Source organism: Archangium sp. (assembly GCF_057119385.1).
In genome coordinates, this window is record NZ_DBNGVP010000112.1 from 34,565 (window position 1) to 56,203 (window position 21,639).

Consider the following 21,639-nt stretch of genomic DNA (forward strand, 5'->3'; position numbering starts at 1 on the left):
GCCCTTTGCTCGTACTCGGAATCGAAACCTCCTGTGATGAGACCGCCGCCGCCCTCGTGGAGGACGGCCGGCGTGTGCTCTCCGATGTCGTCTCCACCCAGGTGGACATCCACCGGCGCTGGGGTGGGGTGGTGCCGGAGCTGGCCAGCCGCAACCACGTGGTGCAGGTCATGCCCGTCGTGCACGAGGCCCTCACCCGGGCCGGCAAGACGCTCGACGACGTGGACCTCATTGGCGTCACCTCCGGGCCCGGCCTGATCGGCGCGCTCCTGGTGGGCGTGCAGGTGGCCAAGTCGCTGAGCCTCGCCACGGGCATCCCCTTCGTCGGGGCCAACCACCTCGAGGGGCACCTGCTCGCCATCCGCCTGCTGGAGGACGCGCCGGAGCCTCCGTTCCTCGGGCTCGTCGTGTCCGGTGGCCACACCAGCCTCTACGAGGTGCAGGACTACGGCCGCTACCGGCTGGTGGGCAGCACCCGCGACGACGCCGCGGGCGAGGCCTACGACAAGACGGCGCGCATCCTCGGCCTGCCGTACCCGGGCGGGCTGCCCATTGATCAGCTCGCGCAGAAGGGCGACCCCGAGGCCATCCGTTTCCCCCGCGCGCTGCCCGGGGCGGAGAACTTCGACTGGTCCTTCTCGGGGCTGAAGACGGCGGTGGCGCAGCACGTGCGCAAGCACGGCGTGCCCGAGGGGCAGGCGCTGGCGGACCTGTGCGCCTCGTTCCAGGAGGCCGTGGCGGACGCGCTGTCGAAGAAGTTCGTCGCCGCGGCGCGCCGGCTGGGATTGAAGAACCTGGTGGTGTGCGGGGGCGTGGCGGCCAACTCGCGGTTGCGCTCGCTGAGCCTGGAGCGCGCGAAGGAGCGCCACTTGAATCTGTACCTGCCGCCGGTGCGGCTGTGCACGGACAACGGCGCGATGATCGCCGTGGCCGGTTACGAGGCCTGGCGCCGGGGACTTCGCGGGGACTTCAATCTGTCCGCGGACCCGGCCTGGCGCATGTGAAGGTGAAGGGAGCCGAGAGAGTGGATACGCCACGTGACATCCTCCAGCGCCACGGCCTGAGGGCCAAGCACAGCTGGGGGCAGAACTTCCTGGGGGACCCGGACATCCTGGAGGCCATCGCCGACTCGCTGGAGCTGCGCGAGGGCGAGCCGGTGGTGGAGCTGGGTCCGGGCCTGGGGCACCTCACGCGTTTTCTCGCCGCCACGAAGGCGCGCGTCACCGCGGTGGAGAAGGACCGGGACATGATCGCCGTCCTGGAGAAGGAGGCCATCCCCGGGGTGCGCGTGGTGGACGGCAACGCGGCCACGGTGGACTTCGCCAAGGTGGCGGGCGTGCCCGAGGTGAAGGTGGCGGGCAACCTCCCGTACCACCTGACGAGCTCCATCCTCTTCCAGGTGCTGGAGCAGCGCGAGCACGTGACGCGCGCCGTCTTCACCCTGCAGAAGGAGGTGGTGGACCGGCTCGCGGCGGAGCCGGGTGGGCGCGACTACGGCCTGCTCACCGCCATCCTGGGGCTCTACTTCACCTCGGAGAACCTCTTCGACATCGACGCCCACCGCTTCCATCCGCCGCCCAAGGTGGACTCGGCGGTGCTGCGGCTGATCCGCCGTCCCGCGCCGCTGGCGCCGGTGGTGGACGGGGCGCGCTTCATCCGCCTGGTGAAGGCGGGGTTCGCCCAGCGCCGCAAGACGCTCATCAACTCGCTCAAGTCGGACAAGTCGCTGGGGACGAGCGAGCAGCTCCACCAGGCGCTGCAGACGGCGGGCATCGATCCGACGCGGCGAGCGGAGACGCTCTCGTCCGAGGAGTTCGCCGCCATCGAGCGGGCGCTCGGTCCCGTGACGAGGTAGCGGCAATTTGGCGTCCGGCCCGCTCTGGTGTTAACGCTAGAGCGGCTCGGAGAGGATGGATGACGCCCCTGCCCATCAATGAGCTGGAGCCGGTGCTCAACCGCTTCGGCGTGGTGTACGCGGTGTTCGCCCGCCCGGACGGGGTGGTGTTGCTGCGTTGGGGCGATCCGAGCCCCATCCCGCTGCTCGACGAGAAGACCTTCGTGGGAGCGACCCAGGACATGGCCCGGGTCTACCGCTCCCTGGATCGCATGCTCCTGCCGCAGATGGACGTGCAGGGCGAGTACCTCGGCATCCGCTCGAAGGTGGCGGACAAGGTGGTGTACGCGCTCTTCTTCGAGACGCGGCGCTTCGAGGCGGCCACGCCCGTGGAGCGGCTGCGCACCGAGTACGCCTTCTGCAAGTCACTGGGGAGCGCGGTGGACGCGGCGCTCCAGCCCTGGGTGGCCTCGCGTTGAGAGGGCTCGGGAAGGGCGCGGGAAGGGCTCAGGACTACTCGCCGCCGCCGCCGAGCACCTTGGCCAGCTCGCCCTGTTGCGACAGCCACGCGCGGAACTCGTCCTCGGACAGCCGCATGCGGGCCAGCACGCCGCGGAGGATCTCCTCCGGGGTGCCGTCCTTGCGCCGCTTGAGCTCCAGGGCCGTCTTCAGGAGGGCCACACCGTAGAGTGGATCCGGCTCCACGGCCCGTGTTGGGGACGTCTCGGTGGACGTGGCCCGGCGTGGCTCCAGCTCGATGACCGTCTTCGCCCGCTGCCGTCGATTCATCTCCCTCGGTCCCCGCGCGTTGGCGTTTTCCGCACCGCGCGTGCGTCCCTGGTAGTGGACGCTCATCGGGCCGTCAAGCGTGGCGAGCCGGAAGGGAGCGCGATCATTGCCCGGCCGTCACTCCCGTGCTCTATTCCGCGCCCCGTTCCGGCCGGAGTTCCCCCCACCGGAGCGCGGCTCTCGTGCAGTCGGAGGTCTCGAAGCGGATGGACAACCGCTACATCGTGGTCGAGGGGCCCATCGGCGTCGGTAAGACGAGTCTCTCCAACTTCGTGGCCGAGCGTTTTGGCGCCCGGCGTGTCTTCGAGAAATACGAGGAGAATCCCTTCCTCGCCCACTTCTACGAGGACCGGCAGAAGTACGCCTTCCAGACGCAGATCTTCTTCCTGCTCTCGCGCTTCCAGCAGCAGCAGGAGCTGTTCCAGCCGGATCTGTTCAACTCGGTGACGGTGAGCGACTACCTGTTCGCCAAGGACCGCATCTTCGCGTGCCTGACGCTGGGCTCGCACGAGCTGTCGCTCTATGAGCGGGTCTTCGAGGCCCTCACCCCCCGGGTGACACGGCCGGACCTGGTCATCTACCTGCAGGCGCGCCTGGACGTGCTGCTCCACCGCATCAAGAAGCGGGGCCGCGAGTTCGAGCGCCAGTTCGACGCCGGCTACCTGGAGGAGCTGGTCCACGCCTACAACGACTTCTTCTCGCGCTACACGGAGACGCCGCTGCTGGTGGTGGACACCTCGGACATCGACTTCGTGCACAACGAGGACGACCTGAAGGGGCTGATGGGCGCCATCGACCGGGCGCGTCAGGGGACCCACCACTACCACCCCCAGAGCGCCAGGCGCCTCTGAGCGGGGCTCGGCTGCCTGCCTGCCCTCAAGAAGCCCCCCGCGGCGCTCCCAAGGGCGTTAGAGTGTGACTCGGTGGCCGCTTCCGGCGATCCCCTCGGGGACGGCGAGAGGCGTCCATGCATGCACCGGCAGGACGTTGAACCCCTATCCCCAGAGGAGGTGAACCGTGAAGGACAAGGTCACCATCCACACGCTGAAGCGCCTGAAGCAGAGCGGCCAGAAGATCTGCATGGTCACGGCCTACGACGCCACCTTCGCCCGTGTTTTCGATGAAGCCGGAGCGGACGTGCTGCTCGTGGGAGATTCCCTGGGCATGGTCGTGCAGGGCCACGACTCCACGCTCCCCGTCACGATGGACCAGATGGTGTACCACTCGGCCGCCGTGGCCCGGGGGACGAAGCGGGCGCTCGTGGTGGGCGACCTGCCCTTCATGAGCTACCAGGTGTCGGTGGAGGAGGCGGTGCGCAATGCCGGCCGCATGGTGGCGGAGGGCCGGGTGGGCGCGGTGAAGCTCGAGGGCGGTGCCGAGTTCGCCGACGTCATCTCCGCCATCACCCGCGCGAGCATCCCCGTCATGGGCCACCTGGGCCTCACGCCGCAGTCGGTGCACAAGATGGGCGGCTACGTGGTGCAGGGCCGCGACGAGGACGCGGCGCGCAAGATTCTCGAGGACGCCATCGCGCTGGAGCGCGCGGGCTGCTTCGCGCTGGTGCTCGAGGGCGTGCCGCTGGAGCTGGCGCGTCAGGTGACGCAGCGGCTGTCCATCCCCACCATCGGCATTGGCGCGGGCAAATACTGCGACGGCCAGGTGCTGGTCTGCTACGACCTGCTGGGAATGAACCCGGACTTCAAGCCCAAGTTCGTGAAGCGCTACGCCAACCTCCACGGCTCCATCACGGAGGCCGCGGGCGCCTACTTCTCCGAGGTCCGCGCGGGCACCTTCCCGGACGAGGAGCACTCCTTCAAGTCCAAGCCCATCCGCCTCGTGGCCTCCACGCCGGAGCCCACGGACGCGTCCGCCGAGCCGGAGAAGATGGGCCCCGTCTACGGAGCACCGGTCTAGCCCATGGCCCCGCTCGTCCTTCGTACCGTTGCCGAGACCGCCGCGTGGGCGGAGTCCGTCCGCCGCTCGGGGCGCCGGTTGGCGCTGGTGCCCACCATGGGCTTCCTGCATGAGGGGCACGTCTCGTTGATGCGCGAGGGACGCACGCGCGCCGGCGTCGTCGCGGCCTCCATCTTCGTCAACCCCACCCAGTTCGGTCCCAAGGAAGACCTGTCGCGCTATCCGAGGGATCTGGAGGGGGACCTGGCCAGATGCGCCAGCGCCGGGGTGGAGGCCGTGTTCGCCCCCGTTCCGGCGGAGGTGTACCCGCCGGGTTACCAGACGTACGTGGACGTGGAGCAGGTGAGCCAGGGCCTGTGCGGTGCGCGCCGGCCCGGCCACTTCCGCGGCGTGGCCACGGTGGTGACGAAGCTGCTGTGCCTCTTCAAGCCCCAGCTCGCCCTCTTCGGCGAGAAGGACTACCAGCAGCTCCAGGTCATCCGCGCCCTCGAGCGCGACCTGAACCTTGGAGTTGAAATCATCGGCATGCCCACCGTGCGGGAGGCGGACGGGCTGGCGATGAGCTCGCGCAATGCCTACCTGTCCCCCGAGGAGCGCCAGCGGGCGCTCGCCCTGTCGCGGGGCCTGGCGGCGGCCCAGGCGCTGTGCCGGAGCGGGACGCGCGAGACGCCGGCCCTGGTCGCCGCGGTGCGTCGCGAATTGGAGGCAGCGGGCCTCCGAGAGGATTATGTCGAGTTGGTGGACGCTACCTCGCTGACCCCGCTGCCGGCCGTGAGTCCGGGCCAGACGGCGCGGTTGTTGGTGGCGGCCTTCGTTGGTTCCACACGGCTGATCGACAACCAGCCCATCGGAGGCTAGGGGACACGAGCGTATGGCGGCAGGCAAGGGCAAGGGCGGGACGGGTGACGGCATCAAGATCATCGCCGAGAACCGCAAGGCGCGAGCCGCCTACACCGTGGACGAGAAGGTCGAGGCCGGCCTGTCGCTCTCGGGCAGCGAGGTGAAGGCGTTGAGGGCGGGGACGGCCAACCTCTCGGACGCCTACGCCCTGCCCAAGGGCAGCGAGCTGTACCTGCTCAACGCTCACATCGGCGTCTACAACCCCTCCAGTTTTTTCAGCCACGAGCCTCTTCGCGGCCGCAAGCTGTTGATGCACCGCGAGGAAATCGACCGGTGGATCACGAAGGTTCGGGAGCGAGGCTATTCCATCATCCCGCTCCTGCTGTATTTCAAGAACGGCCGGGCGAAGGTGGAGCTGGGGTTGTGCCGGGGCAAGACGCACGAGGACCGACGGCAGGACATCAAGGAACGGGAGACCAAGCGGGAGATGGACCGGGCGATGCGCCGTCGCTGAAACGCCCCCCTCGTCCGCTAGCGCACGTCGATGGACAAGAAAGGTCCTGAGAAGAAGGCGCGGCTGTTGGCCGCACTCGAGAAGGGCATGGTGATGATCCACCTGGACGCGCGCCGTCCGGGGGTGCTCGTCCCGCCATCGCTGCGCACTGAGTCCCACCTGCGCCTCAACCTGTCCTACCGGTTCGATCCACCGGACCTGACGGTGGGCGAGTGGGGCGTGCGCTGCACGCTGAGCTTCTCGGGGAGCCGCTTCAAGGTGGCGGTGCCGTGGTCGGCGCTGTTCGCCATCACCAGCCACCTGACGAAGGAATTCTGGATGTACCCGGACGACATGCCGGCCGAGCTCATCCAGCAGACGATGGTGACGACGAAGGTGCCGGAGAGCGTGACGGAGCAGTCGGCCCCGGCGGCGGAGGCGCGTCCCCGGACGGTGTTGCGCGAGGTGGGGCGGCCGGAGGACGAGTCGCCCGAGCCCGTGGCGGCGGTTCCGGTTCCGGCTCCTGCTCCTGCTCCGGCTTCCACGCCGGCCCCCGTCCCCGTGTCGGCACCCACCCCGGTTCCCGCGCCGAGCCCCGTCGAGGCCGAGGGGCCCCGGGACGAGCCGCCACCCGGACCGAGGCGGGGCCACCTGCGCCTGGTGAAGTGAGCGCGGGCCCTCCCGCGCCTCAGCGCTCGAACTGGAGGTCGATCGACACGGGCTCGCCGCCGGTGAAGGTGCCCTTGCGGGACTTGTAGCCCTTGAGGGTCACCTGGAAGGGGACCTTCTGGCCGGTGGCGTAGGTGTTGTCGATGACGAGGGGCGTGGTGCCGATGACCTGGCCGTTCACGGAGACGGTGGCGCCCTCGGGCTGGCTCTGGAAGGCGAGGATGGGCAGGGTCTGCTTGGGGGTCACCGAGTAGAAGAGCCGGGTGAGCAGGGGCCGGAGGGAGGGGTAGCCCACCACGGCGGCGCCGCCCAGCAGCAGGAGCGTGGCCAGGATGGCCACCGGACGTCCCCACTGCATGCGGGCCTTGGGCTCCTCGTATGCCGTCTCCTGCTTCGGGGCACGCTCCTCCAGCTCCAGCTCGTCTTCCCTCATGTCCAGCACCGAGCGCCGCGAGGTGGGCAGGGTGGTCGGCACGGAGGAGAGGTCCTCGGCGAGGGAGGAGAGCCCCGGGGAGAGCTCGCGGGCGCAGCGGTCGCACGGGGCATGGGCCGAGGCGAGGGGCGCGTTGCAGCGGGCGCAGCGGAACTCCCGGCCCCGGGCCGGAGTGGGCGCGGGAGCGGAGACGGGCGCGGCGGCGGGGGCCTCGGCGGTGGGGAGGACGAGCCGGCCGCTCATGCTGAGCGCGGGTCCACCGGGCACGGCCTCGTTCTCCTCGTGCTGCAGCTCGAAGGAGGGGGGATTCACGGACCGGGTGGACAGCGAGGGGCGGCGGACGGTGGGCTCGAGGACGCCCGGCTGTGAGCCGCTGGCTCCCGGAGACTCCGCGGCCTGTGCGCGCTCGACGAGGGTGAGGGGCGGCGAGAGGCTGGCGATGAACGTGGCGAGCGACTGGGAGGTGGCGGGCTCACCGGCCTGGGACAGGTAGCGGGCGAGGGCCTCGGCCATGTCCTCGGGCCGGGGGAAGCGGGCCTCGGGCGTCTTGTCCATGGCGCGCGCCACCACCGCGGCGAGCGGCGCGGGGATGTCCGTGAGGGGCGCGGGCTCCTGCTGGGTGATGGCGAGGGCGAAGGCCATGGGATCCCCAGCGCCATCTCCGAAGGGGTGGCGTCCGGCGAGCAGCTCGTAGAGGACGATGCCGAGCCCGAACAGATCGCTCGAGGCGTTGGCCGGCTCGCCGCGCAGCGTCTCGGGGGCGGCGTAGGGGAGCTTGCCCTTGAAGGTGCCGGGCTGGGTGCCCATGGACACGCCCTCGAGGCGGGCGATGCCGAAGTCCGTCACCTTCACCTCGCCCTCGCGGGAGACGAGGATGTTGGAGGGCGAGATGTCGCGGTGGGCGGTGAGCACGGGGCGGCCGTTGTGGAGGCGGCGGTAGGCGTGGATGAGCCCCGCGAGCGTCTGGGAGCCGATGAAGGCCACCAGGTGGGGAGGGAAGCGCTGGCCGCGGCGTTGGGCGTGGCGCAGCAGCACGCCCAGGTCCCAGCCGTCCACCAGCTCCATCACCATGAAGAGCCCCTCGGGGCTGGTGCCCACGTCGTAGACGCTGGCGATGTTCTGGTGCTGGAGGTGGGTGGCCAGCCGGGCCTCGGCGAGGAACATCTGCGCGAGGGTGGGCTCGCTGGCCAGGTGCGGCAGCATGCGCTTGATGGCCACGGACTTCTCGAAGCCCTGCGCGCCGCGCGCCACGCCGAGGAACAGCTCCGCCATGCCCCCCATGGCCAGTGGGCGCAGCAGACGGTAGCGGGACTCGTTCATGCGTTCCTCCACGCGCCCGGCCTCACGGCAGGGTGATCTCGCGCAGCAGCTTCCAGGGGTAGATGCCGGTGCCGTGGCCGTCGCTGAAGACGAAGGTGAGGGCGTAGTTGCCCACGGGCTGCAGCTGGGTGATGCGCACGTCCGCGGGCACCCGGGCCGGGTCCAGCGTGCGCTTGTTGGTCCACTCGTCCACGCACCCGGCGCACGGGCACTGCTGGCGCAGCACCTGGGCGGTGGCGCCCGTCTTCACCCCGTCCTCCCAGACGAGGCTCAGCCGGGTGTTGTCCGGAGAGAGCGTCACTTCCGTGGCGGACACGGGGCGCTCGGTGGGCTTGATTCGATCCCAGAAACTCAAGGGGTTCCCCTTTCAGGGCCAGAACATCGCTGCGCCCTGCTTACCATCCAGCGCACCGGTGGGGGAGGGGAAGCCCGTCGAGGCGCTGAAGAGGCGCTCACGAGGCGAGCTTCACGGGGAGCCGGTGGCCCTCGACGCGCACGCCCTTCTTCTCCAGCACCCGGCGCAGGGCGGAGACCACGGCCGGGTCCAGCTGCTTGCCGCTGAGGTTCTCCAGAATCTCCATGGCCTTCTCCAGGGGCATGGCCTTCTGGTAGGGGCGGGTGGAGGTGCAGGCGTCGAAGGTGTCCGCGCACGCGACGATGCGGGCCAGCAGGGGGATGTCCTCGCCGGCGAGCTTGTCCGGGTAGCCGGTGCCATCCCAGCGCTCGTGGTGGCTGCGCACGCAGGAGCGCATGGCCTGCAGGAAGCTGATGGGCTTGATGATGGTGTCGCCGATGGCCGGGTGCTCGCGCATGATGGTCATCTCCTCGTCCGTCAGCCGCGACTGCTTGCAGAGGATGGACTCGACGATGCCGATCTTCCCGATGTCGTGGAGGATGCCGCCGAACTGCAGCTGCTTGAGCTCGCGCTCGGACAGGGCCATCTCGCGGCCGATCTCCACGGCCACGTCGCCCACGCGCTGGCTGTGGCCGCGGGTGTAGGAGTCCTTGGAGTCGATGGAGTTGGCCAGGGCGACGATGGTCTCCAGGTAGCCCTGCTCGAGGCTCTCGTAGAGGCCGCGGTTCTCGTGGTCGTACGCGAGCAGCTGCTTGCTCATGTAGTTGAACGTGCGGGCCAGATCGCCGAGCTCGTTCTTCTGGGGGACGTTGACCTCGAGGCCGAACTTGCCCTGGGCCAGTTGCAGGGCGCCCTGGATGAAGCCCTTGAGGGGGCGGGTGACGCTGCGCGAGAAGAAGGCGGCGAGCGCGAGGGCCACCACGGTGGCGGCGAGCACGGTGAGCAGCAGGCGCCGCTCCATGGTCTCCACCTGCTTGTAGGCGAGCGCCACGGGCTGCTCGGAGACGATGGCCCAGTGGGGGTCCGCGAGGGTGGCGTAGGCGGCGACGACGGCCTCGTCGCCCTCGGCGAAGTTGCCCACGTGGAGGATGTCGGTGTCCGGGGAGCGCGCCACGCCCTTGAGCAGGTGCGACACCACGGGCCGGTGGGAGACGTCCTGGCCGGCCACCAGTCCGCCGCCGCCGGCGAGCACATGGCCCTTGGCATCGGCGAGGTAGACGAAGCCGGTGCTGCCCACGCGCTCCTGGACGAGCATGGTCTGCAGCTCCACCAGGGACACGTCCGCGGCGATGTAGCCCTTGACGGGCTCGCCCACGGGGAAGGCGAACGTCACCACGGCCTCGCCGCTGGGGCGCCACACCACGTCCGCGAAGTGCAGGCCGGCGAGCCCTTCCAGCAGGGCCACGGCGCGCGACTCGTGCTCGGCGAGCGCGGTGGGGGGCACGTCACTGACGGCGAAGGCCTGCAGTCCGGGGAGGCGCTTGCCCTCGGGCCCGAAGAGGGTGATGGCCTGCACCTCGCGGCTCTGGTTGAGCACCGCGCGCAGGTACGTCTGCTGCTGCTCCAGCGGCAGGGCGAAGAAGTTGGGCACGCGCGCCATGCCCATGACGGCGCGCGTGGGCTCGGCGAGGAAGCCCTCCACCTTCAGCTTCAGCTGTTTGACGCGCTCCTGGGTGAGCTCCTGGGCGTCGCGCACCAGCAGCTCGCGCGTGTCGGACACGGACAGCAGGCCCACCATCACGGTGGGCACCAGGCTGGCCACCAGCATCAACAAGAGGATGGTCTTGAAGAGCCGCATGGGGACGCGCCTCCCGCGCTACTTCCACTTCGAGGGCTGCACCTGGAGATTGATGGGCCTGGCCGGCGCTTCCGCCACCTCGAAGCCCTGCTCGGCCGAGGCCTCGGAGCGGGCGTCGCGGGCCACCGCGCGCACGCTCCAGCGGTAGGCGCCCGCGCTCAGCGACACGCGGAGCTGGTGGGCGCTGGCCTGCAGCGTGCGCTTCTCCCCGCGGGCGGGGATCAGCTCCACCTCGTAGCCCTCCGCGCCCTCCACCGGCTTCCACGCGAGGGTGACGGGGCTCGGGCCGCTCTTGGCGGGCTGCACGGTCAGCTTCAGCTTGTCGGCGGGGGAGGTGGGCTGGGGCACGGCCAGCGGCGCCCGGGGCATCGGCGGCGGCTGGCCCTTCTCCACGCGCACGCTCTCGCCGGGGTAGACGGGACGGGTGACGCCTTCGGCCTCCACGCGCACCGGCTGGCCGGAGCGGGACTCCACGGTGGTGATGCCCTTGTCGTTCACGTTCACGGTGAAGGCGGTGGGCTGTGTCGCCGCCACCAGCTTCCAGGCACCATCGGCGGCCTGGGCGGCGTCGTCGTAGCGCGCACCCTGGAAGTAGGCCTCGGCCTCCTTCAGCTTGGCCGCGGCCTCCTCGCGCCTGGCCGCCTGCGTGTCCGCCTGGGCCAGCGCGTTGCGCGCCGTCGTCAGCGAGCGCTGGGCGAGCTCGCGGTTGGGCCCGGGCAGCTTCAGCTTCGTGCCCGGCGCCACCGCGTTGTCCTTCAATCCATTGAGCGCCTTGAGCTCACTGGCACCCCCGCGGTCTCCCAGCGTGCGCTGGGCCACCTCGGCGAGGGACTCTCCATCGCGCACCACCACCTCGGTGGGCGCCAGCATCAGGAATGCGAGCAGGAGGGACGCCTTCATTGGAACACGATCTCCCTTCCGGCCCGGACGGTGGCCGCTGGCGTGGTGACGGACAGGGACTGGCGTGCCGGATCTTCCATCTCGGCGTCCACCCGTCCGCGGAGAACGGTCAGGTCCGTGCGCTCCTGCCCGGGCCTGGGCCGCGTCTCCGCGATGCCGATCAGCGCGTCGTCGCCCAGGTTCACGATGCTTCCATTGGCGAAGACGATCTGCGCTCCCGCACCAGCCACGGTCCGTACCTTGTCGTTCTCGAAGAGGGGCATGCCCTCCTGGGCGGGGAGCCATTCGTCTCCCGCCGCGCGTTTGACCTTCACATCTCCTTGAAGGCCCTTGAGCTGGGCACGGCGCACCGGAGGCGGCGCGGCCGGTGCCTGCACCGGGGCCACGGGCTTCTCATCGGCGGGACAGCCCACCGACAAAGTCCCGAGGAGGACGAACACCATAGAGGACCAGCGTCTTTTCACGAGAGAGGTTCCGGTCCTCCAGTGTAACGGGGAATGGACCCGGGACCCAGGGGGCTGGTCACAAGTGCTCGGTCGGTTCAGTCCAGCCGTCGATGTTGCAGGCAGGGCAGATTCTTGCGGATACGGGCGAGCAGCTCCGGATCCACCGGTGCCACGGCGAGCCCCTCGCCCTCGGACGCCCGGGCCGTTACCAGCCCCCACGGGTCCACCACCATGGCGTGGCCCCAGGTGACGCGCTGGGGCGAGTGCCGTCCGCCCTGGGCCGGGGCGAAGAGGTAGCACTGGTTCTCGATGGCGCGCGCGCGCAGCAGCACCTCCCAGTGATCCTTGCCCGTCATGAGGGTGAAGGCCGCCGGCACCGCCAGCAGCGTCGCGCCCTCCTGGGCCAGGCGCCGGTACAGCTCGGGGAAGCGCAGGTCGTAGCAGATGGACAGGCCCAGCCGGCCCAGCTCCGTGTCCGCCGTCACCACCTGGCTGCCGGGGGCCACCGCCTCCGACTCGCGGTAGGGCGTCCCGTCACCCACGTCCACGTCGAAGAGGTGGATCTTCCGGTACACGGCCCGCCGCGCGCCGTCCGGCCCGAAGAGGACGGTGGTGTTGTAGAGGCGGCCGCCCGGGGCGCCCGTCTCCAGGATGGAACCGGCCAGCAGTGTCACCTTCCGCTCCCGTGCCAGCTCGGCCATGCGCGAGAGCGTGGGCCCCTCGAGCGTCTCGGCGGCACCCGTGCGCTCGGCTTCTGGACCCATCCAGCTGAAGTTCTCGGGCAGGCCCACCAGCCGGGCTCCCAGGTCGGCCGCACGCCGGACGAGCCGGGTGGCCGATTCGAGGTTGTGGGCCTTGTCCGCGGTGGACACCATCTGGGCTGCGGCAATGAGGTGCATGGGGGCGTTATAACCGGTCCCCGTCCACGGAAACCCCGGGAATCCCTACCCCTGGGGGGACTGTTGGATGTCAGGACAAGGGGTGCGTCATCCTTTACACCCCGAGGTGGCGTGTGCTACGGACGCCGCCGACATTTTTCGACGCAGTTCCTCGAAAAGTGGGCCGTCGCGCCCGCTTTTCGTGTTTTTGGAGTCCGGAGTTTTCGAAGCGGCCTATGGCGGAGAACATCAAGCAAACGGTGGAGGCAAGGGCGCAGGAGCTGCTCGAGCCCATCGTTGCGGGCGAGGGGCTGGAGCTCCTCGAGGTGGAGTTCCTCCGCGAGCGCGAGGGCTGGATCCTGCGCCTGTTCATCGACAAGCCGGGTGGACGGGTGGGTCTGGACGAGTGCTCGCAGGTCTCGCGGGCGGTGGACACGGTGCTGGACGTGGAGGACATCGTCCCCCACGAGTACAGCCTGGAGGTCTCCAGCCCCGGTGTGAACAGGCCCCTGAAGAAGCCCGCGCATTTCGAGCGGGTGAAGGGCCAGAAGGTCAAGGTGAAGACCTTTGGTCCCATCGGGGAGCCGCCGCGCAAGAACTTCACCGGAACGCTCACCGAGGTGGCGGCCGACGCCATCGCCGTGGACGTGGAAGGGGCGGGCAGCTTCCGCATCTCCTTCAAGGACATCGCCAAGGCCAATCTGGAGTTCGAGTTCTAGCAGTCCACATACAGGGTGCGCCCTCGCGCGGGCGCGCCCGTGGAACCTTTGGAGAAGATGATGCCCACGCCAGCCAACCCCAACATCAACCTCAACCTCGTCCTGGACCAGGTGGCCAAGGACAAGGGCATCGACCGCAGCGTGCTCATCGCCACGCTCGAGGACGCGATGACGACCGCGGCCAAGAAGCACTTTGGCCAGGAGCGCAACCTCGAGGCGAAGTACGATCCGGAGAAGGGCGTGGTGGAGCTCTTCCAGGCCATCACCGTGGTGGAGACCATCACCGACCCCATCCAGGCGGTGAATCAGATCTCCCTCGACGAGGCGCACAAGAAGGGCATGGAGGTGGAGCCGGGCGACGAGCTCGTGTTCCAGATCTTCTACCGTGACGAGGACGCGGCGGAGGCCAAGGCGCAGGACGATCAGTACGGGGACATCCTCCGGCTGAAGACGTTCCGCCGCGGCTTCGGACGCATCGCGGCCCAGACGGCCAAGCAGGTCATCCTCCAGCGCACCCGCGACGCCGAGCGCGAGAACGTCTTCAACGAGTACAAGGACCGGCGCAACGAGATCGTCACCGGCATCGCCCGGCGTTTCGAGCGCGGCAACATCATCGTGGACCTGGGCCGCGCCGAGGCGGTGCTCCCGGTGCGCGAGCAGGTGCCGCGCGAGACGTACCGCGCCGGTGACCGTGTCCAGGCCTACGTGCTGGACGTGCTGCGCGAGTCCAAGGGCCCGCAGATCGTCCTCAGCCGCGCCTCCGTGAACCTGCTGACCAAGCTGTTCGAGATGGAAGTGCCGGAGATCGCCGAGGGCATCGTCGTCATCGAGGCCGCGGCGCGTGAGCCGGGTGGGCGCGCGAAGATCGCCGTGTCCAGCCGCGACTCGGACGTGGATCCGGTGGGCGCGTGCGTGGGCATGAAGGGCAGCCGCGTGCAGGCGGTGGTGCAGGAGCTGCGCGGCGAGAAGATCGACATCGTCCCCTACGACGAGGACCCGGCGCGCTTCGTGTGCGCCGCCCTGGCCCCGGCCGAGGTGAGCCGCGTCATCATCGACGAGGCCAACCACGCCATGGAGCTCATCGTCCCGGATGACCAGCTGTCGCTGGCCATCGGCCGGCGCGGGCAGAATGTCCGTCTGGCGGCACAGCTGACCGGTTGGAAGCTGGACATCAACAGCGAGAGCCGGGTGCGCGAGATGCGCGAGTTCGCCAACCGTTCGCTGGGCGCCCTTCCGGGTGTCAACGAGATGCTGGTCGAGACGCTCTACGCGCACGGTTTCCGTCAGGCGAAGGACATCGCCGAAGCCAATCCGGAGATGCTGGGCCAGATTCCGGGGATGGACCCGTCGCGGATTCCCGCCATGCAGGAGGAGGCCCGGAAGCAGATGTCGCTGGACGCGGCCGAGCTGTCGCGCATGGAGCGCGAGCGCGAGCAGGCCCGCCAGGCCGAGGCGCGCCGTCATCCGGACGAGCTCAGTCAGACGGAGCGTCTGGCCCGCGTCAGGGGCATGGGCGAAAAGACGATCGAACAGCTGGGCCTGGCCGGTTACAAGACGGTCGAGGACCTCGCCAACGAGAAGGACCTGGCGAAACTGGGCGACGTGCCGGGCGTTGGTATCAAGAAGGCCCGCCAGCTCAAGAGCGCGGCGGAGAACTACCTGGTGGAGGAGGCCAAGCTCCGGGCGGAGCTCAACGCCGAGCGCGGGGCCTCTTCTTCGGCCGCCCCTCCGGCGGGCGCCCTGGTCTAAGGTCGGGGTAAGATCGTAAGCTCGCTCGGTGGGCAGGGGGGATGCGCCTGAAGGCTCGTTCCGGTAATAGAAGAAAAGAAGAACTCCCGGCGAACGCCGGACCGGTGCGAAGCTGCATCGGCTGCGGCGCCCGGCGGATCCAGTCGGAGCTCACCCGGTTGGCGGTGAGCCCCGAGGGCGCGGTGGTGGTGGACCGGGCGAGGCGGCTCCCTGGGAGGGGGGCATGGCTCTGCGGAGCCGGGTGCCTGGCGGCGGCGGTGAAGCGGAAGGCCTTTGGCAGGGCCTTCCGGGGGAAGGCGGGGGCGGTCGACCCGTCGGCCCTGGGACAGGCGTTGGAGTCGGGCCCGGCTCGAGGTGGAGCGGCCGGGGGGAGTGGGTGTTAGCACCACTCGCACACATTTTTGGATTAGGGTGCTGCGCCCGGTAGTCGGCGGAGCAAAAGGCCAAGCAACGTATGTCGAAGAAGCGCGTTCACGAGATTGCAAAAGAGCTCAAGGACCAAGGGGTCGAGCTCGACAACAAAGAGGTCGTGACTGAGCTCGTCGCGCTCGGCTACGACGTCAAGAGCCACTCGTCCTCGCTCGAGGACGATCAGGCCACCGCTGCCGTACAGAAGATCCTGGACAAGCGGAAGCCCAAGCAGGCGGCGGCGCCGGTGACGGCCAAGGGATTCGTGGTGCGCCGCAGGGCGCCGACGAGCTCTCCCTCGTCCTCCGACGCCGGTTATGACGAGGCTCCGGCCTCCGAGGCCCCGCGTGCCGCCGAGGCGCCGGCCGCCGAGGCACCTGTCGCCGAGGCTCCGCGGGCCGTCGAGGCTCCCGCCGCCGAGGCCCCACGGGCCGCTGCGTCGCAGCCGCCCCCCGCCGCCGCTCCGGAAGTGTCGGCCGCTCCCGTCGCTCCGCCCGCTTCCGCCGTCGAGGCGCCGCGGGCCGCTGCTCCGGCTCCCGTTTCCGAGGCTCCGGCCGCCCCCGTGGCGCCGGCTCCTCCCGCCGAGGCACCCCGTGCCGAGGCCCAGCCTGCCGCCGCGGAGCCGTCCAGCCCCGCCACGCAGCCGTCGTCCCCCGCGGCCGCCATTGAGGCGCCACGGGCCGCGGAGCCGCCCCGTGCGGCCACCCCGCCCCCGGCTGCCGCCGCGCAGCCGCCATCCTCTGTCAAGGAGTCACCCAGCTTGTCTACCCGCCCGCCTTCGGCGGTTCCACCCACTGTCCGGACCCCCTCGGCCCATCCTTCTTCCGGTCCGCATCGGACCTCTTCCCCGGGTGGTCCCGGGGGCATGGGAGGCCGTCCCGGCGGTCCCGGTGGCCAGGGAGGCCGTCCCGGCGGTCCCGGTGGTCAGGGAGGCCGTCCCGGTGGCCCCGGTGGTCAGGGAGGCCGTCCTGGCGGTCCCGGTGGTCAGGGAGGCCGTCCCGGTAGCCCTGGTGGTCAGGGAGGCCGTCCCGGTGGCTCCGGCCAGTACCAGCGTGGCGCGCCCAGCCAGTACCAGCGCAGTGGCGGTATCCAGTCGACCGGTCCGGTGCGTCCTTCCTCTCCGGGGACTCCGGCGGGTGGTCAGCCCGGCGCTCCGGGTCAGACGGGCCAGCAGGTGATGGTGGGCGGTGTGCCCCACCAGCAGGTCACGCAGGATCCGCGCTCGCTGCGTCCCACGGCCACGCAGGCCGTCGTCATCTCCCGTCCGCTCATCCAGGTTCGCCGGGTGACGCCCACGGGTGGCGCGGGCAAGCAGTACCCCATGGCGCCGGGCAAGAGCGCCATCGGCACCGAGAAGCGTGAGTTCCGGGTCATCCCCGACCACGCCGGCCGGGGCCGCGAGCTCGTCGACGTCTCCAAGGGCAAGGACAAGGAGAAGGCGGGCCGCACCAAGCGCGGTCCGGCGGGCGAGGGCGGTCCGTCCAAGCAGGAGATCTCCGATCTCGTGTGGGGACGCGTCACCATCCCCATCCGCGGCAAGAAGAAGAAGCCCACGAAGAAGGGCGCCAAGACGCAGATCACCCAGATGGCCGAGGAGAAGAAGGTCATCAAGATCCAGGAGGGCATCTCCGTGTCCGACCTGGGCCAGCGCATGGGTGTGCGCACCAACGAGCTCATCAAGAAGCTGATGGGCCTGGGCAAGATGGCCACGGCCAACCAGATCATCGATCCGGAGACCACCGAGCTGCTCGCCACCGACTACGGCTGGCGCGTGGAGAAGGCGGGCTTCGAGGTCGAGGACTTCCTGCCCGAGGTGGAGGCGCGTCCCGAGGACGAGCGCACCCGTCCGCCGGTGGTCACGGTCATGGGTCACGTCGACCACGGCAAGACGAGCCTGCTCGACGCCATCCGCGCCGCCAACGTGGCGGCCGGCGAGGCCGGTGGCATCACCCAGCACATCGGCGCCTACTCGGTGAAGACGTCGCGCGGTGACATCACCTTCCTGGATACCCCGGGCCATGAGGCCTTCACGTCCATGCGCGCCCGCGGCGCCAACGTGACGGATATCGTGGTGCTGGTGGTGGCCGCCGACGACGGCGTGATGCCGCAGACGATCGAGTCCATCAAGCAGGCCAAGGCCGCCGAGGTGCCCATCGTCGTCGCCATCAACAAGATGGACGTGCCGGGCGCCAATCCGGACCGCGTGAAGAAGGACCTGGCCAACTACGAGCTCACCCCCGAGGAGTGGGGCGGTGAGACCATCATGGTGCCGGTGTCCGCCAAGCAGAAGATGGGCATCGACCTGCTGCTGGAGAACATCGCGCTGCAGGCCGAGGTGCTCGAGCTCACGAGCAACCCGGGCCGTCCGGCGGTGGGCGCCATCATCGAGGCCAAGCTGGAGAAGGGCCGCGGTCCCGTGGCCACGGTGCTGGTGCAGGAGGGCACGCTCAAGGTGGGCGATGCCGTCGTCACCGGTACGCACTTCGGCCGCGTGCGCGCCATGAACAACAGCCGGGGCGAGTCCGTGAAGGAAGTGCTCCCGGGCTACTCCGCCGAGCTCATCGGTCTGTCGGGTGTGCCCACCGCGGGTGACACCCTCAACGCGGTGGCCGACGAGAAGGCGGCCAAGGAGATCGCCTCCCACCGCGCCATGAAGGGCCGTGAGGCGGAGCTGGGCAAGCCCAGCACCCGCGAGACGCTCGAGCAGCTGTTCGCCAAGACCAAGGCGGGCGGTGGTGCCAAGGAGCTGCGCCTCGTCATCAAGGCGGACGTGCAGGGCTCGGCCGAGGCCGTCAAGGAGGCCGTCCAGAAGCTGTCCACCCACAAGGTCCGCGTGGAGATCGTCCACTCGGGTGTGGGCGCGATGACCGAGGGCGACGTGATGCGCGCGGCCGCTTCCAAGGGCCTCGTGGTGGGCTTCAACGTCAAGCCCGAGTCCGGCACCGAGGCCGCCGCCAAGGCTCAGGAGGTGACGCTGCAGACCTACAGCATCATCTACGAGCTCATCGACGGTGTGCGCAAGGCCATGGAAGACCTCCTGGAGCCCATCCGCACCGAGCGCAAGCTGGGCCGTGCCGAGGTGCGCAACACCTTCAACGTGCCGAAGCTGGGCACCATCGCCGGTGCGGCGGTGCTCGACGGTGTGATGAAGCGTGGTGCCTTCGTCCGCCTGCTGCGCGACAGCAAGCAGTTGTTCTCCGGCAAGATGGCCTCGCTCCGCCGCTTCAAGGACGACGTGAAGGAAGTCGCCCAGGGCTTCGAGTGCGGTATCGGCATCGAGAACTACAGCGATCTCAAGCCCGGCGACATCATCGAGGCCTATGAGATCGAGGAGACGCGGCCGAGCCTGAGCTAGTTCGCTCTGGCCGCTGTCCGTCACCACCGGAATGCACCCGGTGGCCCGCCGTCCAGGCGAGGTCACCGGGCCGAGGTCCTGAGTGTCATGTTCGTCTGCGTCGCACGTCTGACCCTGCAGATTCCGGAGAGCGGTTCCCTCAAGGCCAAGCGGCAGGTGCTCCGCCGGGTAACGGAACGGGTGAAGGCCCGGTTCAACGTGGCGGTGGCCGAGGTGGATGACCAGGATCTCTGGCAGAAGGCCACGCTCGCGCTGGCGGTGGTGGGCAACGAGCGCCGCCACGTCGACGAGCAGATGGAGAAGATCATCCACTTCGTGGAGGAGATGTACGTCGCGCCCCTGCTGACCCGGCAGACGGAGATCATGGCCTTCGGGGACACGCTGTACACCCCCGGACCGCCGCGGTCCGCTGGACGGGCCGAGGCCGGGGACGACGAGGAATCGGACGAGGAGGAGGCGTCGGACGATGAGGCGGGTCCGGAAGCGGACCTGGAGGAGCTCATCGCCGGCATGGGCCGTGGAGATCGCTCCATGGCCGAGGCCGAGGGGATGGCGGACTGGGAGCGCCGGCACCAGGGGCAGGAGAGCGGGCGGCCGGCCCGGGGCACGGAGCGGCAGCAGGGGCCGCTGTCCCTGGATGATGCCCGGGCGCGCGCCCGGAGCCTGCGCAACCCGAGGGATTGGGAGAAGAAATGAGTACCAGCAATCGGCCGGAGCGGGTGGGGCAGGAGATCCAGGCGGCGCTCGGGAGGATGCTCACCCGGGGTGAGCTGAAGGATCCCCGCATCGGCTTCATCACCATCACCGGCGTGAAGGTGTCGCCGGACCTGAAGACGGCGCGCGTCTACTACTCGATGATGGGGAGCGAGCAGGAGCGCAAGGAGACCCAGAAAGGTCTCGAGGCGGCCAAGGGTTACATCCGCCGGGAAATCACCGAGGCGGTGAACCTGCGCGTCTCGCCCGAGGTGTTCTTCACCTTCGACGAGTCGCTGGAGCGGGGTGACCGCATCGAGCGGTTGCTGCGCGAGGTGAAGGACAAGGAAGGCTGGTAGCCGCGCACGGTGCGGTTGCCGGTGAGGATTGGAAGCATGGACGGCGTCCTGGTCATCGATAAGCCCAAGGGGCCCACCTCGTTCGACGTGGTGCGGCAGGTCCGGGGTCTGCTCAAGGTGAAGAAGGTGGGCCACACCGGCACGCTGGACCCGATGGCCACGGGGGTGCTGCCCCTGTGCCTGGGCGAGGCGACCAAGGTGGCCGGCTTCATCACCGAGGGCGACAAGGCCTACGACGCCGTGGTGCGTCTGGGCGCGGAGACGGACACCCAGGACGCCGAGGGCAAGGTGGTGGCCGAGGCTCCGGTGCCCGCCCTGACGTCCGCGCTGCTGGAGGACGTGCTGGGCCGCTTCCGCGGCTCCTTCGAGCAGGTGCCGCCCATGTACTCGGCGGTGAAGGTGGGTGGGAAGCGGCTGTACGAGCTCGCCCGCGCCGGCGAGGAGGTGGAGCGCGCCAGCCGCCACGTGACGGTGTACGAGCTGGTGCTGCGCGACTTCAGCGCCAACCAGCTCCGCCTGTCGGTGCGCTGCTCCAAGGGCTTCTTCGTGCGCACGCTGGCCTATGACATCGGCCGGGCGCTGGGCTGCGGGGCCCACCTGGAGGCGCTGCGGCGCACCCACAGCGGTCCCTTCGCCCTGGCGCATGCCCTGCCGCTGGCGGACCTGGCCGAGCTGGCCCGGGAGCCCGAGGCCCTGGCGAAGCGGCTGCTGCCCATCTCCGAGGCCCTCACGGACCTGCCCGCGGTGCGGGTGAGCGCGGCGGACGCGGCCCGGGTGGCCCATGGCGTGCCCGTGGAGGCGCCCGCCCATCCCGGCCGGGTGCGGGTGGTGGACCCCTCGGACGCGCTGCTCGCCGTGGCCGAGGTGGTGCGCGGCCGGCTGCGGTACCTGCGGGTGCTCGTCTGACCCCCTGCAGCCCTGGAGAGCGTCCTGGAGCCCCTCGTCCCGGGGGCATTGGACTGTCCACTGGCCCGTTTCCAGTCAGTTGCCCGGGCGCTTCAGGTTGACCGCCCGCACGGGCGGTGCTTATAAGCCCCCGGTTCGTCAGTAGAAGGAAGCCCGGTCTGTACCCCTCCGCGGACCGCGGCGACCGCAGTACCCACCCCCCGGAGCGGGAAGAAGAAGGAAGCACATGTCGGCACTGCATCAGGATCGCAAGGCAGAGGTTGTCGCGAAGTACCGCACCCACGAGAGCGACACGGGCTCTCCCGAGGTGCAGGTGGCCCTGCTCTCCGAGCGCATCACCATGCTCACGGAGCACTTCAAGACGCACAAGAAGGACCACCACTCCCGCCGCGGTCTGCTGAAGCTGGTGGGTCAGCGTCGCCGCCTGCTCGACTACCTGAAGAGCAAGGACGCCAACCGCTACAAGAAGCTCATCGAGGGCCTCGGCATCCGCAAGTAGGCCCACGGCAGTGAATCGGGGCGCTGGCATCCGTCAGCGCCCCGAGTCGTTACGGAGTCGCGGTTCAGAGTCGCAGTTCGAGGAAGAGAGCGGGGCGAAGCAAGAAGCAACGGAGTGGTTGGACGGAGGTTTTGGTTTCCGTTCGGACGGGCCGACCCGTGCAGCAGACGGGTCGGCCCGCGCGATCAGGGATCAAAGCTCCGGCGATCCCTCTGGCGCTTCCGAGGCGCCCCCACGCAGTCCAGCCGCGGTTGCCCGTATCCGCCTGTTCCAGGCCAGGCG

23 protein-coding genes are annotated in these 21,639 nt (G+C 69.7%); 16 read left to right on the plus strand and 7 right to left on the minus strand.

From position 1 onward, the window contains the following. Positions 1–5: 5 nt before the first annotated feature. The 3 genes from tsaD to AC16DP_RS26855 are packed head-to-tail and all read left to right on the plus strand — an operon-like array spanning position 6 to position 2,313. On the plus strand, positions 6–1,004 hold the full coding sequence (gene tsaD / locus AC16DP_RS26845) for a tRNA (adenosine(37)-N6)-threonylcarbamoyltransferase complex transferase subunit TsaD (protein WP_329732520.1): 999 nt from the start codon (positions 6–8) through the stop codon (positions 1,002–1,004). Between the two features lie 20 nt (positions 1,005–1,024). Next, positions 1,025–1,855 (plus strand): 16S rRNA (adenine(1518)-N(6)/adenine(1519)-N(6))-dimethyltransferase RsmA, encoded by an 831-nt coding sequence (gene rsmA / locus AC16DP_RS26850; RefSeq protein WP_329732521.1) that lies wholly within the window; start codon positions 1,025–1,027, stop codon positions 1,853–1,855. 59 nt (positions 1,856–1,914) lie between these two features. Beyond that, complete coding sequence (locus AC16DP_RS26855; protein ID WP_329732522.1) at positions 1,915–2,313, plus strand: hypothetical protein; 399 nt, start codon at positions 1,915–1,917, stop codon at positions 2,311–2,313. Positions 2,314–2,347: 34 nt separating this feature from the next. Here the strand turns inward: AC16DP_RS26855 and AC16DP_RS26860 are convergent, their stop codons facing one another. After that, the gene (locus AC16DP_RS26860) at positions 2,348–2,623 is read right to left on the minus strand and encodes a hypothetical protein (protein ID WP_329732523.1); all 276 of its coding nucleotides are present in this window, start codon (positions 2,621–2,623) and stop codon (positions 2,348–2,350) included. Between the two features lie 206 nt (positions 2,624–2,829). Here AC16DP_RS26860 and AC16DP_RS26865 point away from each other — a divergent pair, with 206 nt between their 5' ends. The 5 genes from AC16DP_RS26865 (at position 2,830) to AC16DP_RS26885 (ending at position 6,539) form a co-directional block, all read left to right on the plus strand. Further along, a complete protein-coding gene (locus tag AC16DP_RS26865) occupies positions 2,830–3,474 on the plus strand; it encodes a deoxynucleoside kinase (protein ID WP_329732570.1) in 645 nt (214 codons plus the stop codon). 166 nt (positions 3,475–3,640) lie between these two features. Continuing rightward, entirely contained in the window at positions 3,641–4,537 is an 897-nt protein-coding gene (gene panB, locus AC16DP_RS26870; protein WP_329732524.1) for a 3-methyl-2-oxobutanoate hydroxymethyltransferase, read from the plus strand. A gap of 3 nt (positions 4,538–4,540) precedes the next feature. Further along, a complete protein-coding gene (gene panC, locus AC16DP_RS26875; RefSeq protein ID WP_329732525.1) occupies positions 4,541–5,395 on the plus strand; it encodes a pantoate--beta-alanine ligase in 855 nt (284 codons plus the stop codon). Positions 5,396–5,408: 13 nt separating this feature from the next. Then, positions 5,409–5,891 carry an SsrA-binding protein SmpB gene (gene smpB, locus AC16DP_RS26880; protein ID WP_329732526.1) on the plus strand — a complete coding sequence of 161 codons (483 nt, stop codon included), beginning with the start codon at positions 5,409–5,411 and terminating at the stop codon, positions 5,889–5,891. Positions 5,892–5,921: 30 nt separating this feature from the next. After that, positions 5,922–6,539 (plus strand): ClpXP protease specificity-enhancing factor SspB, encoded by a 618-nt coding sequence (locus tag AC16DP_RS26885; RefSeq protein ID WP_329732527.1) that lies wholly within the window; start codon positions 5,922–5,924, stop codon positions 6,537–6,539. 19 nt (positions 6,540–6,558) lie between these two features. Here AC16DP_RS26885 and AC16DP_RS26890 read toward each other — a convergent pair whose 3' ends face one another. The 6 genes from AC16DP_RS26890 to AC16DP_RS26915 form a co-directional block, all read right to left on the minus strand. Further along, the gene (locus AC16DP_RS26890; protein ID WP_329732528.1) at positions 6,559–8,292 is read right to left on the minus strand and encodes a serine/threonine-protein kinase; all 1,734 of its coding nucleotides are present in this window, start codon (positions 8,290–8,292) and stop codon (positions 6,559–6,561) included. Positions 8,293–8,314: 22 nt separating this feature from the next. After that, positions 8,315–8,647, minus strand: coding sequence for a DUF971 domain-containing protein (locus tag AC16DP_RS26895; RefSeq protein WP_329732529.1), 333 nt, complete (start codon positions 8,645–8,647; stop codon positions 8,315–8,317). A 97-nt stretch (positions 8,648–8,744) separates the two neighbouring features. Next, positions 8,745–10,445 carry an HD domain-containing phosphohydrolase gene (locus AC16DP_RS26900; RefSeq protein ID WP_329732530.1) on the minus strand — a complete coding sequence of 567 codons (1,701 nt, stop codon included), beginning with the start codon at positions 10,443–10,445 and terminating at the stop codon, positions 8,745–8,747. 18 nt (positions 10,446–10,463) lie between these two features. Beyond that, positions 10,464–11,345: a LysM peptidoglycan-binding domain-containing protein gene (locus tag AC16DP_RS26905; protein WP_329732531.1), complete on the minus strand. Its 882-nt coding sequence runs from the start codon at positions 11,343–11,345 to the stop codon at positions 10,464–10,466. After that, positions 11,342–11,788 (minus strand): FecR domain-containing protein, encoded by a 447-nt coding sequence (locus tag AC16DP_RS26910; protein ID WP_329732532.1) that lies wholly within the window; start codon positions 11,786–11,788, stop codon positions 11,342–11,344. The genes AC16DP_RS26905 and AC16DP_RS26910 overlap by 4 nt, the downstream gene beginning before the upstream one ends. A 98-nt stretch (positions 11,789–11,886) precedes the next feature. Next, positions 11,887–12,690 carry a carbon-nitrogen hydrolase family protein gene (locus tag AC16DP_RS26915; protein ID WP_329732533.1) on the minus strand — a complete coding sequence of 268 codons (804 nt, stop codon included), beginning with the start codon at positions 12,688–12,690 and terminating at the stop codon, positions 11,887–11,889. A 215-nt stretch (positions 12,691–12,905) separates the two neighbouring features. Between AC16DP_RS26915 and AC16DP_RS26920 the strand changes: the two genes are divergently transcribed. The 8 genes from AC16DP_RS26920 to rpsO all read left to right on the plus strand — a co-directional run bounded on the left by AC16DP_RS26920 (position 12,906) and on the right by rpsO (position 21,357). After that, entirely contained in the window at positions 12,906–13,388 is a 483-nt protein-coding gene (locus AC16DP_RS26920; RefSeq protein WP_329732534.1) for a ribosome maturation factor RimP, read from the plus strand. 60 nt (positions 13,389–13,448) lie between these two features. Then, on the plus strand, positions 13,449–15,137 hold the full coding sequence (nusA, locus tag AC16DP_RS26925; RefSeq protein ID WP_329732571.1) for a transcription termination factor NusA: 1,689 nt from the start codon (positions 13,449–13,451) through the stop codon (positions 15,135–15,137). A gap of 41 nt (positions 15,138–15,178) precedes the next feature. Continuing rightward, positions 15,179–15,520, plus strand: a complete 342-nt coding sequence (locus tag AC16DP_RS26930; protein ID WP_329732535.1) for a YlxR family protein — start codon at positions 15,179–15,181, stop codon at positions 15,518–15,520. Positions 15,521–15,591: 71 nt separating this feature from the next. Beyond that, complete coding sequence (infB, locus tag AC16DP_RS26935) at positions 15,592–18,900, plus strand: translation initiation factor IF-2 (RefSeq protein ID WP_329732536.1); 3,309 nt, start codon at positions 15,592–15,594, stop codon at positions 18,898–18,900. Positions 18,901–18,987: 87 nt separating this feature from the next. After that, a complete protein-coding gene (locus tag AC16DP_RS26940) occupies positions 18,988–19,596 on the plus strand; it encodes a DUF503 domain-containing protein (RefSeq protein ID WP_329732537.1) in 609 nt (202 codons plus the stop codon). Beyond that, positions 19,593–19,952: a 30S ribosome-binding factor RbfA gene (gene rbfA, locus AC16DP_RS26945; protein WP_329732538.1), complete on the plus strand. Its 360-nt coding sequence runs from the start codon at positions 19,593–19,595 to the stop codon at positions 19,950–19,952. The genes AC16DP_RS26940 and rbfA overlap by 4 nt, the downstream gene beginning before the upstream one ends. Positions 19,953–19,988: 36 nt before the next feature. Beyond that, positions 19,989–20,858: a tRNA pseudouridine(55) synthase TruB gene (gene truB / locus AC16DP_RS26950; RefSeq protein WP_329732539.1), complete on the plus strand. Its 870-nt coding sequence runs from the start codon at positions 19,989–19,991 to the stop codon at positions 20,856–20,858. A gap of 226 nt (positions 20,859–21,084) precedes the next feature. Next, positions 21,085–21,357, plus strand: coding sequence for a 30S ribosomal protein S15 (rpsO, locus tag AC16DP_RS26955; RefSeq protein ID WP_043390443.1), 273 nt, complete (start codon positions 21,085–21,087; stop codon positions 21,355–21,357). Positions 21,358–21,639 lie beyond the last annotated feature (282 nt).

Excerpts from the sequence above, each read along its gene's own strand:
- AC16DP_RS26855 (WP_329732522.1), top strand. The coding sequence starts at position 1,915 with ATGACGCCCCTGCCCATCAATGAGCTGGAGCCGGTGCTCAACCGCTTC.
- AC16DP_RS26860 (WP_329732523.1), bottom strand. The coding sequence starts at position 2,623 with ATGAATCGACGGCAGCGGGCGAAGACGGTCATCGAGCTGGAGCCACGC.
- AC16DP_RS26865 (WP_329732570.1), top strand. The coding sequence starts at position 2,830 with ATGGACAACCGCTACATCGTGGTCGAGGGGCCCATCGGCGTCGGTAAG.
- panC (WP_329732525.1), top strand. The coding sequence starts at position 4,541 with ATGGCCCCGCTCGTCCTTCGTACCGTTGCCGAGACCGCCGCGTGGGCG.
- smpB (WP_329732526.1), top strand. The coding sequence starts at position 5,409 with ATGGCGGCAGGCAAGGGCAAGGGCGGGACGGGTGACGGCATCAAGATC.
- AC16DP_RS26885 (WP_329732527.1), top strand. The coding sequence starts at position 5,922 with ATGGACAAGAAAGGTCCTGAGAAGAAGGCGCGGCTGTTGGCCGCACTC.
- AC16DP_RS26890 (WP_329732528.1), bottom strand. The coding sequence starts at position 8,292 with ATGAACGAGTCCCGCTACCGTCTGCTGCGCCCACTGGCCATGGGGGGC.
- AC16DP_RS26900 (WP_329732530.1), bottom strand. The coding sequence starts at position 10,445 with ATGCGGCTCTTCAAGACCATCCTCTTGTTGATGCTGGTGGCCAGCCTG.
- AC16DP_RS26905 (WP_329732531.1), bottom strand. The coding sequence starts at position 11,345 with ATGAAGGCGTCCCTCCTGCTCGCATTCCTGATGCTGGCGCCCACCGAG.
- AC16DP_RS26910 (WP_329732532.1), bottom strand. The coding sequence starts at position 11,788 with ATGGTGTTCGTCCTCCTCGGGACTTTGTCGGTGGGCTGTCCCGCCGAT.
- AC16DP_RS26915 (WP_329732533.1), bottom strand. The coding sequence starts at position 12,690 with ATGCACCTCATTGCCGCAGCCCAGATGGTGTCCACCGCGGACAAGGCC.
- AC16DP_RS26920 (WP_329732534.1), top strand. The coding sequence starts at position 12,906 with ATGGCGGAGAACATCAAGCAAACGGTGGAGGCAAGGGCGCAGGAGCTG.
- nusA (WP_329732571.1), top strand. The coding sequence starts at position 13,449 with ATGCCCACGCCAGCCAACCCCAACATCAACCTCAACCTCGTCCTGGAC.
- AC16DP_RS26930 (WP_329732535.1), top strand. The coding sequence starts at position 15,179 with ATGCGCCTGAAGGCTCGTTCCGGTAATAGAAGAAAAGAAGAACTCCCG.
- infB (WP_329732536.1), top strand. The coding sequence starts at position 15,592 with ATGTCGAAGAAGCGCGTTCACGAGATTGCAAAAGAGCTCAAGGACCAA.
- AC16DP_RS26940 (WP_329732537.1), top strand. The coding sequence starts at position 18,988 with ATGTTCGTCTGCGTCGCACGTCTGACCCTGCAGATTCCGGAGAGCGGT.
- rbfA (WP_329732538.1), top strand. The coding sequence starts at position 19,593 with ATGAGTACCAGCAATCGGCCGGAGCGGGTGGGGCAGGAGATCCAGGCG.
- truB (WP_329732539.1), top strand. The coding sequence starts at position 19,989 with ATGGACGGCGTCCTGGTCATCGATAAGCCCAAGGGGCCCACCTCGTTC.
- rpsO (WP_043390443.1), top strand. The coding sequence starts at position 21,085 with ATGTCGGCACTGCATCAGGATCGCAAGGCAGAGGTTGTCGCGAAGTAC.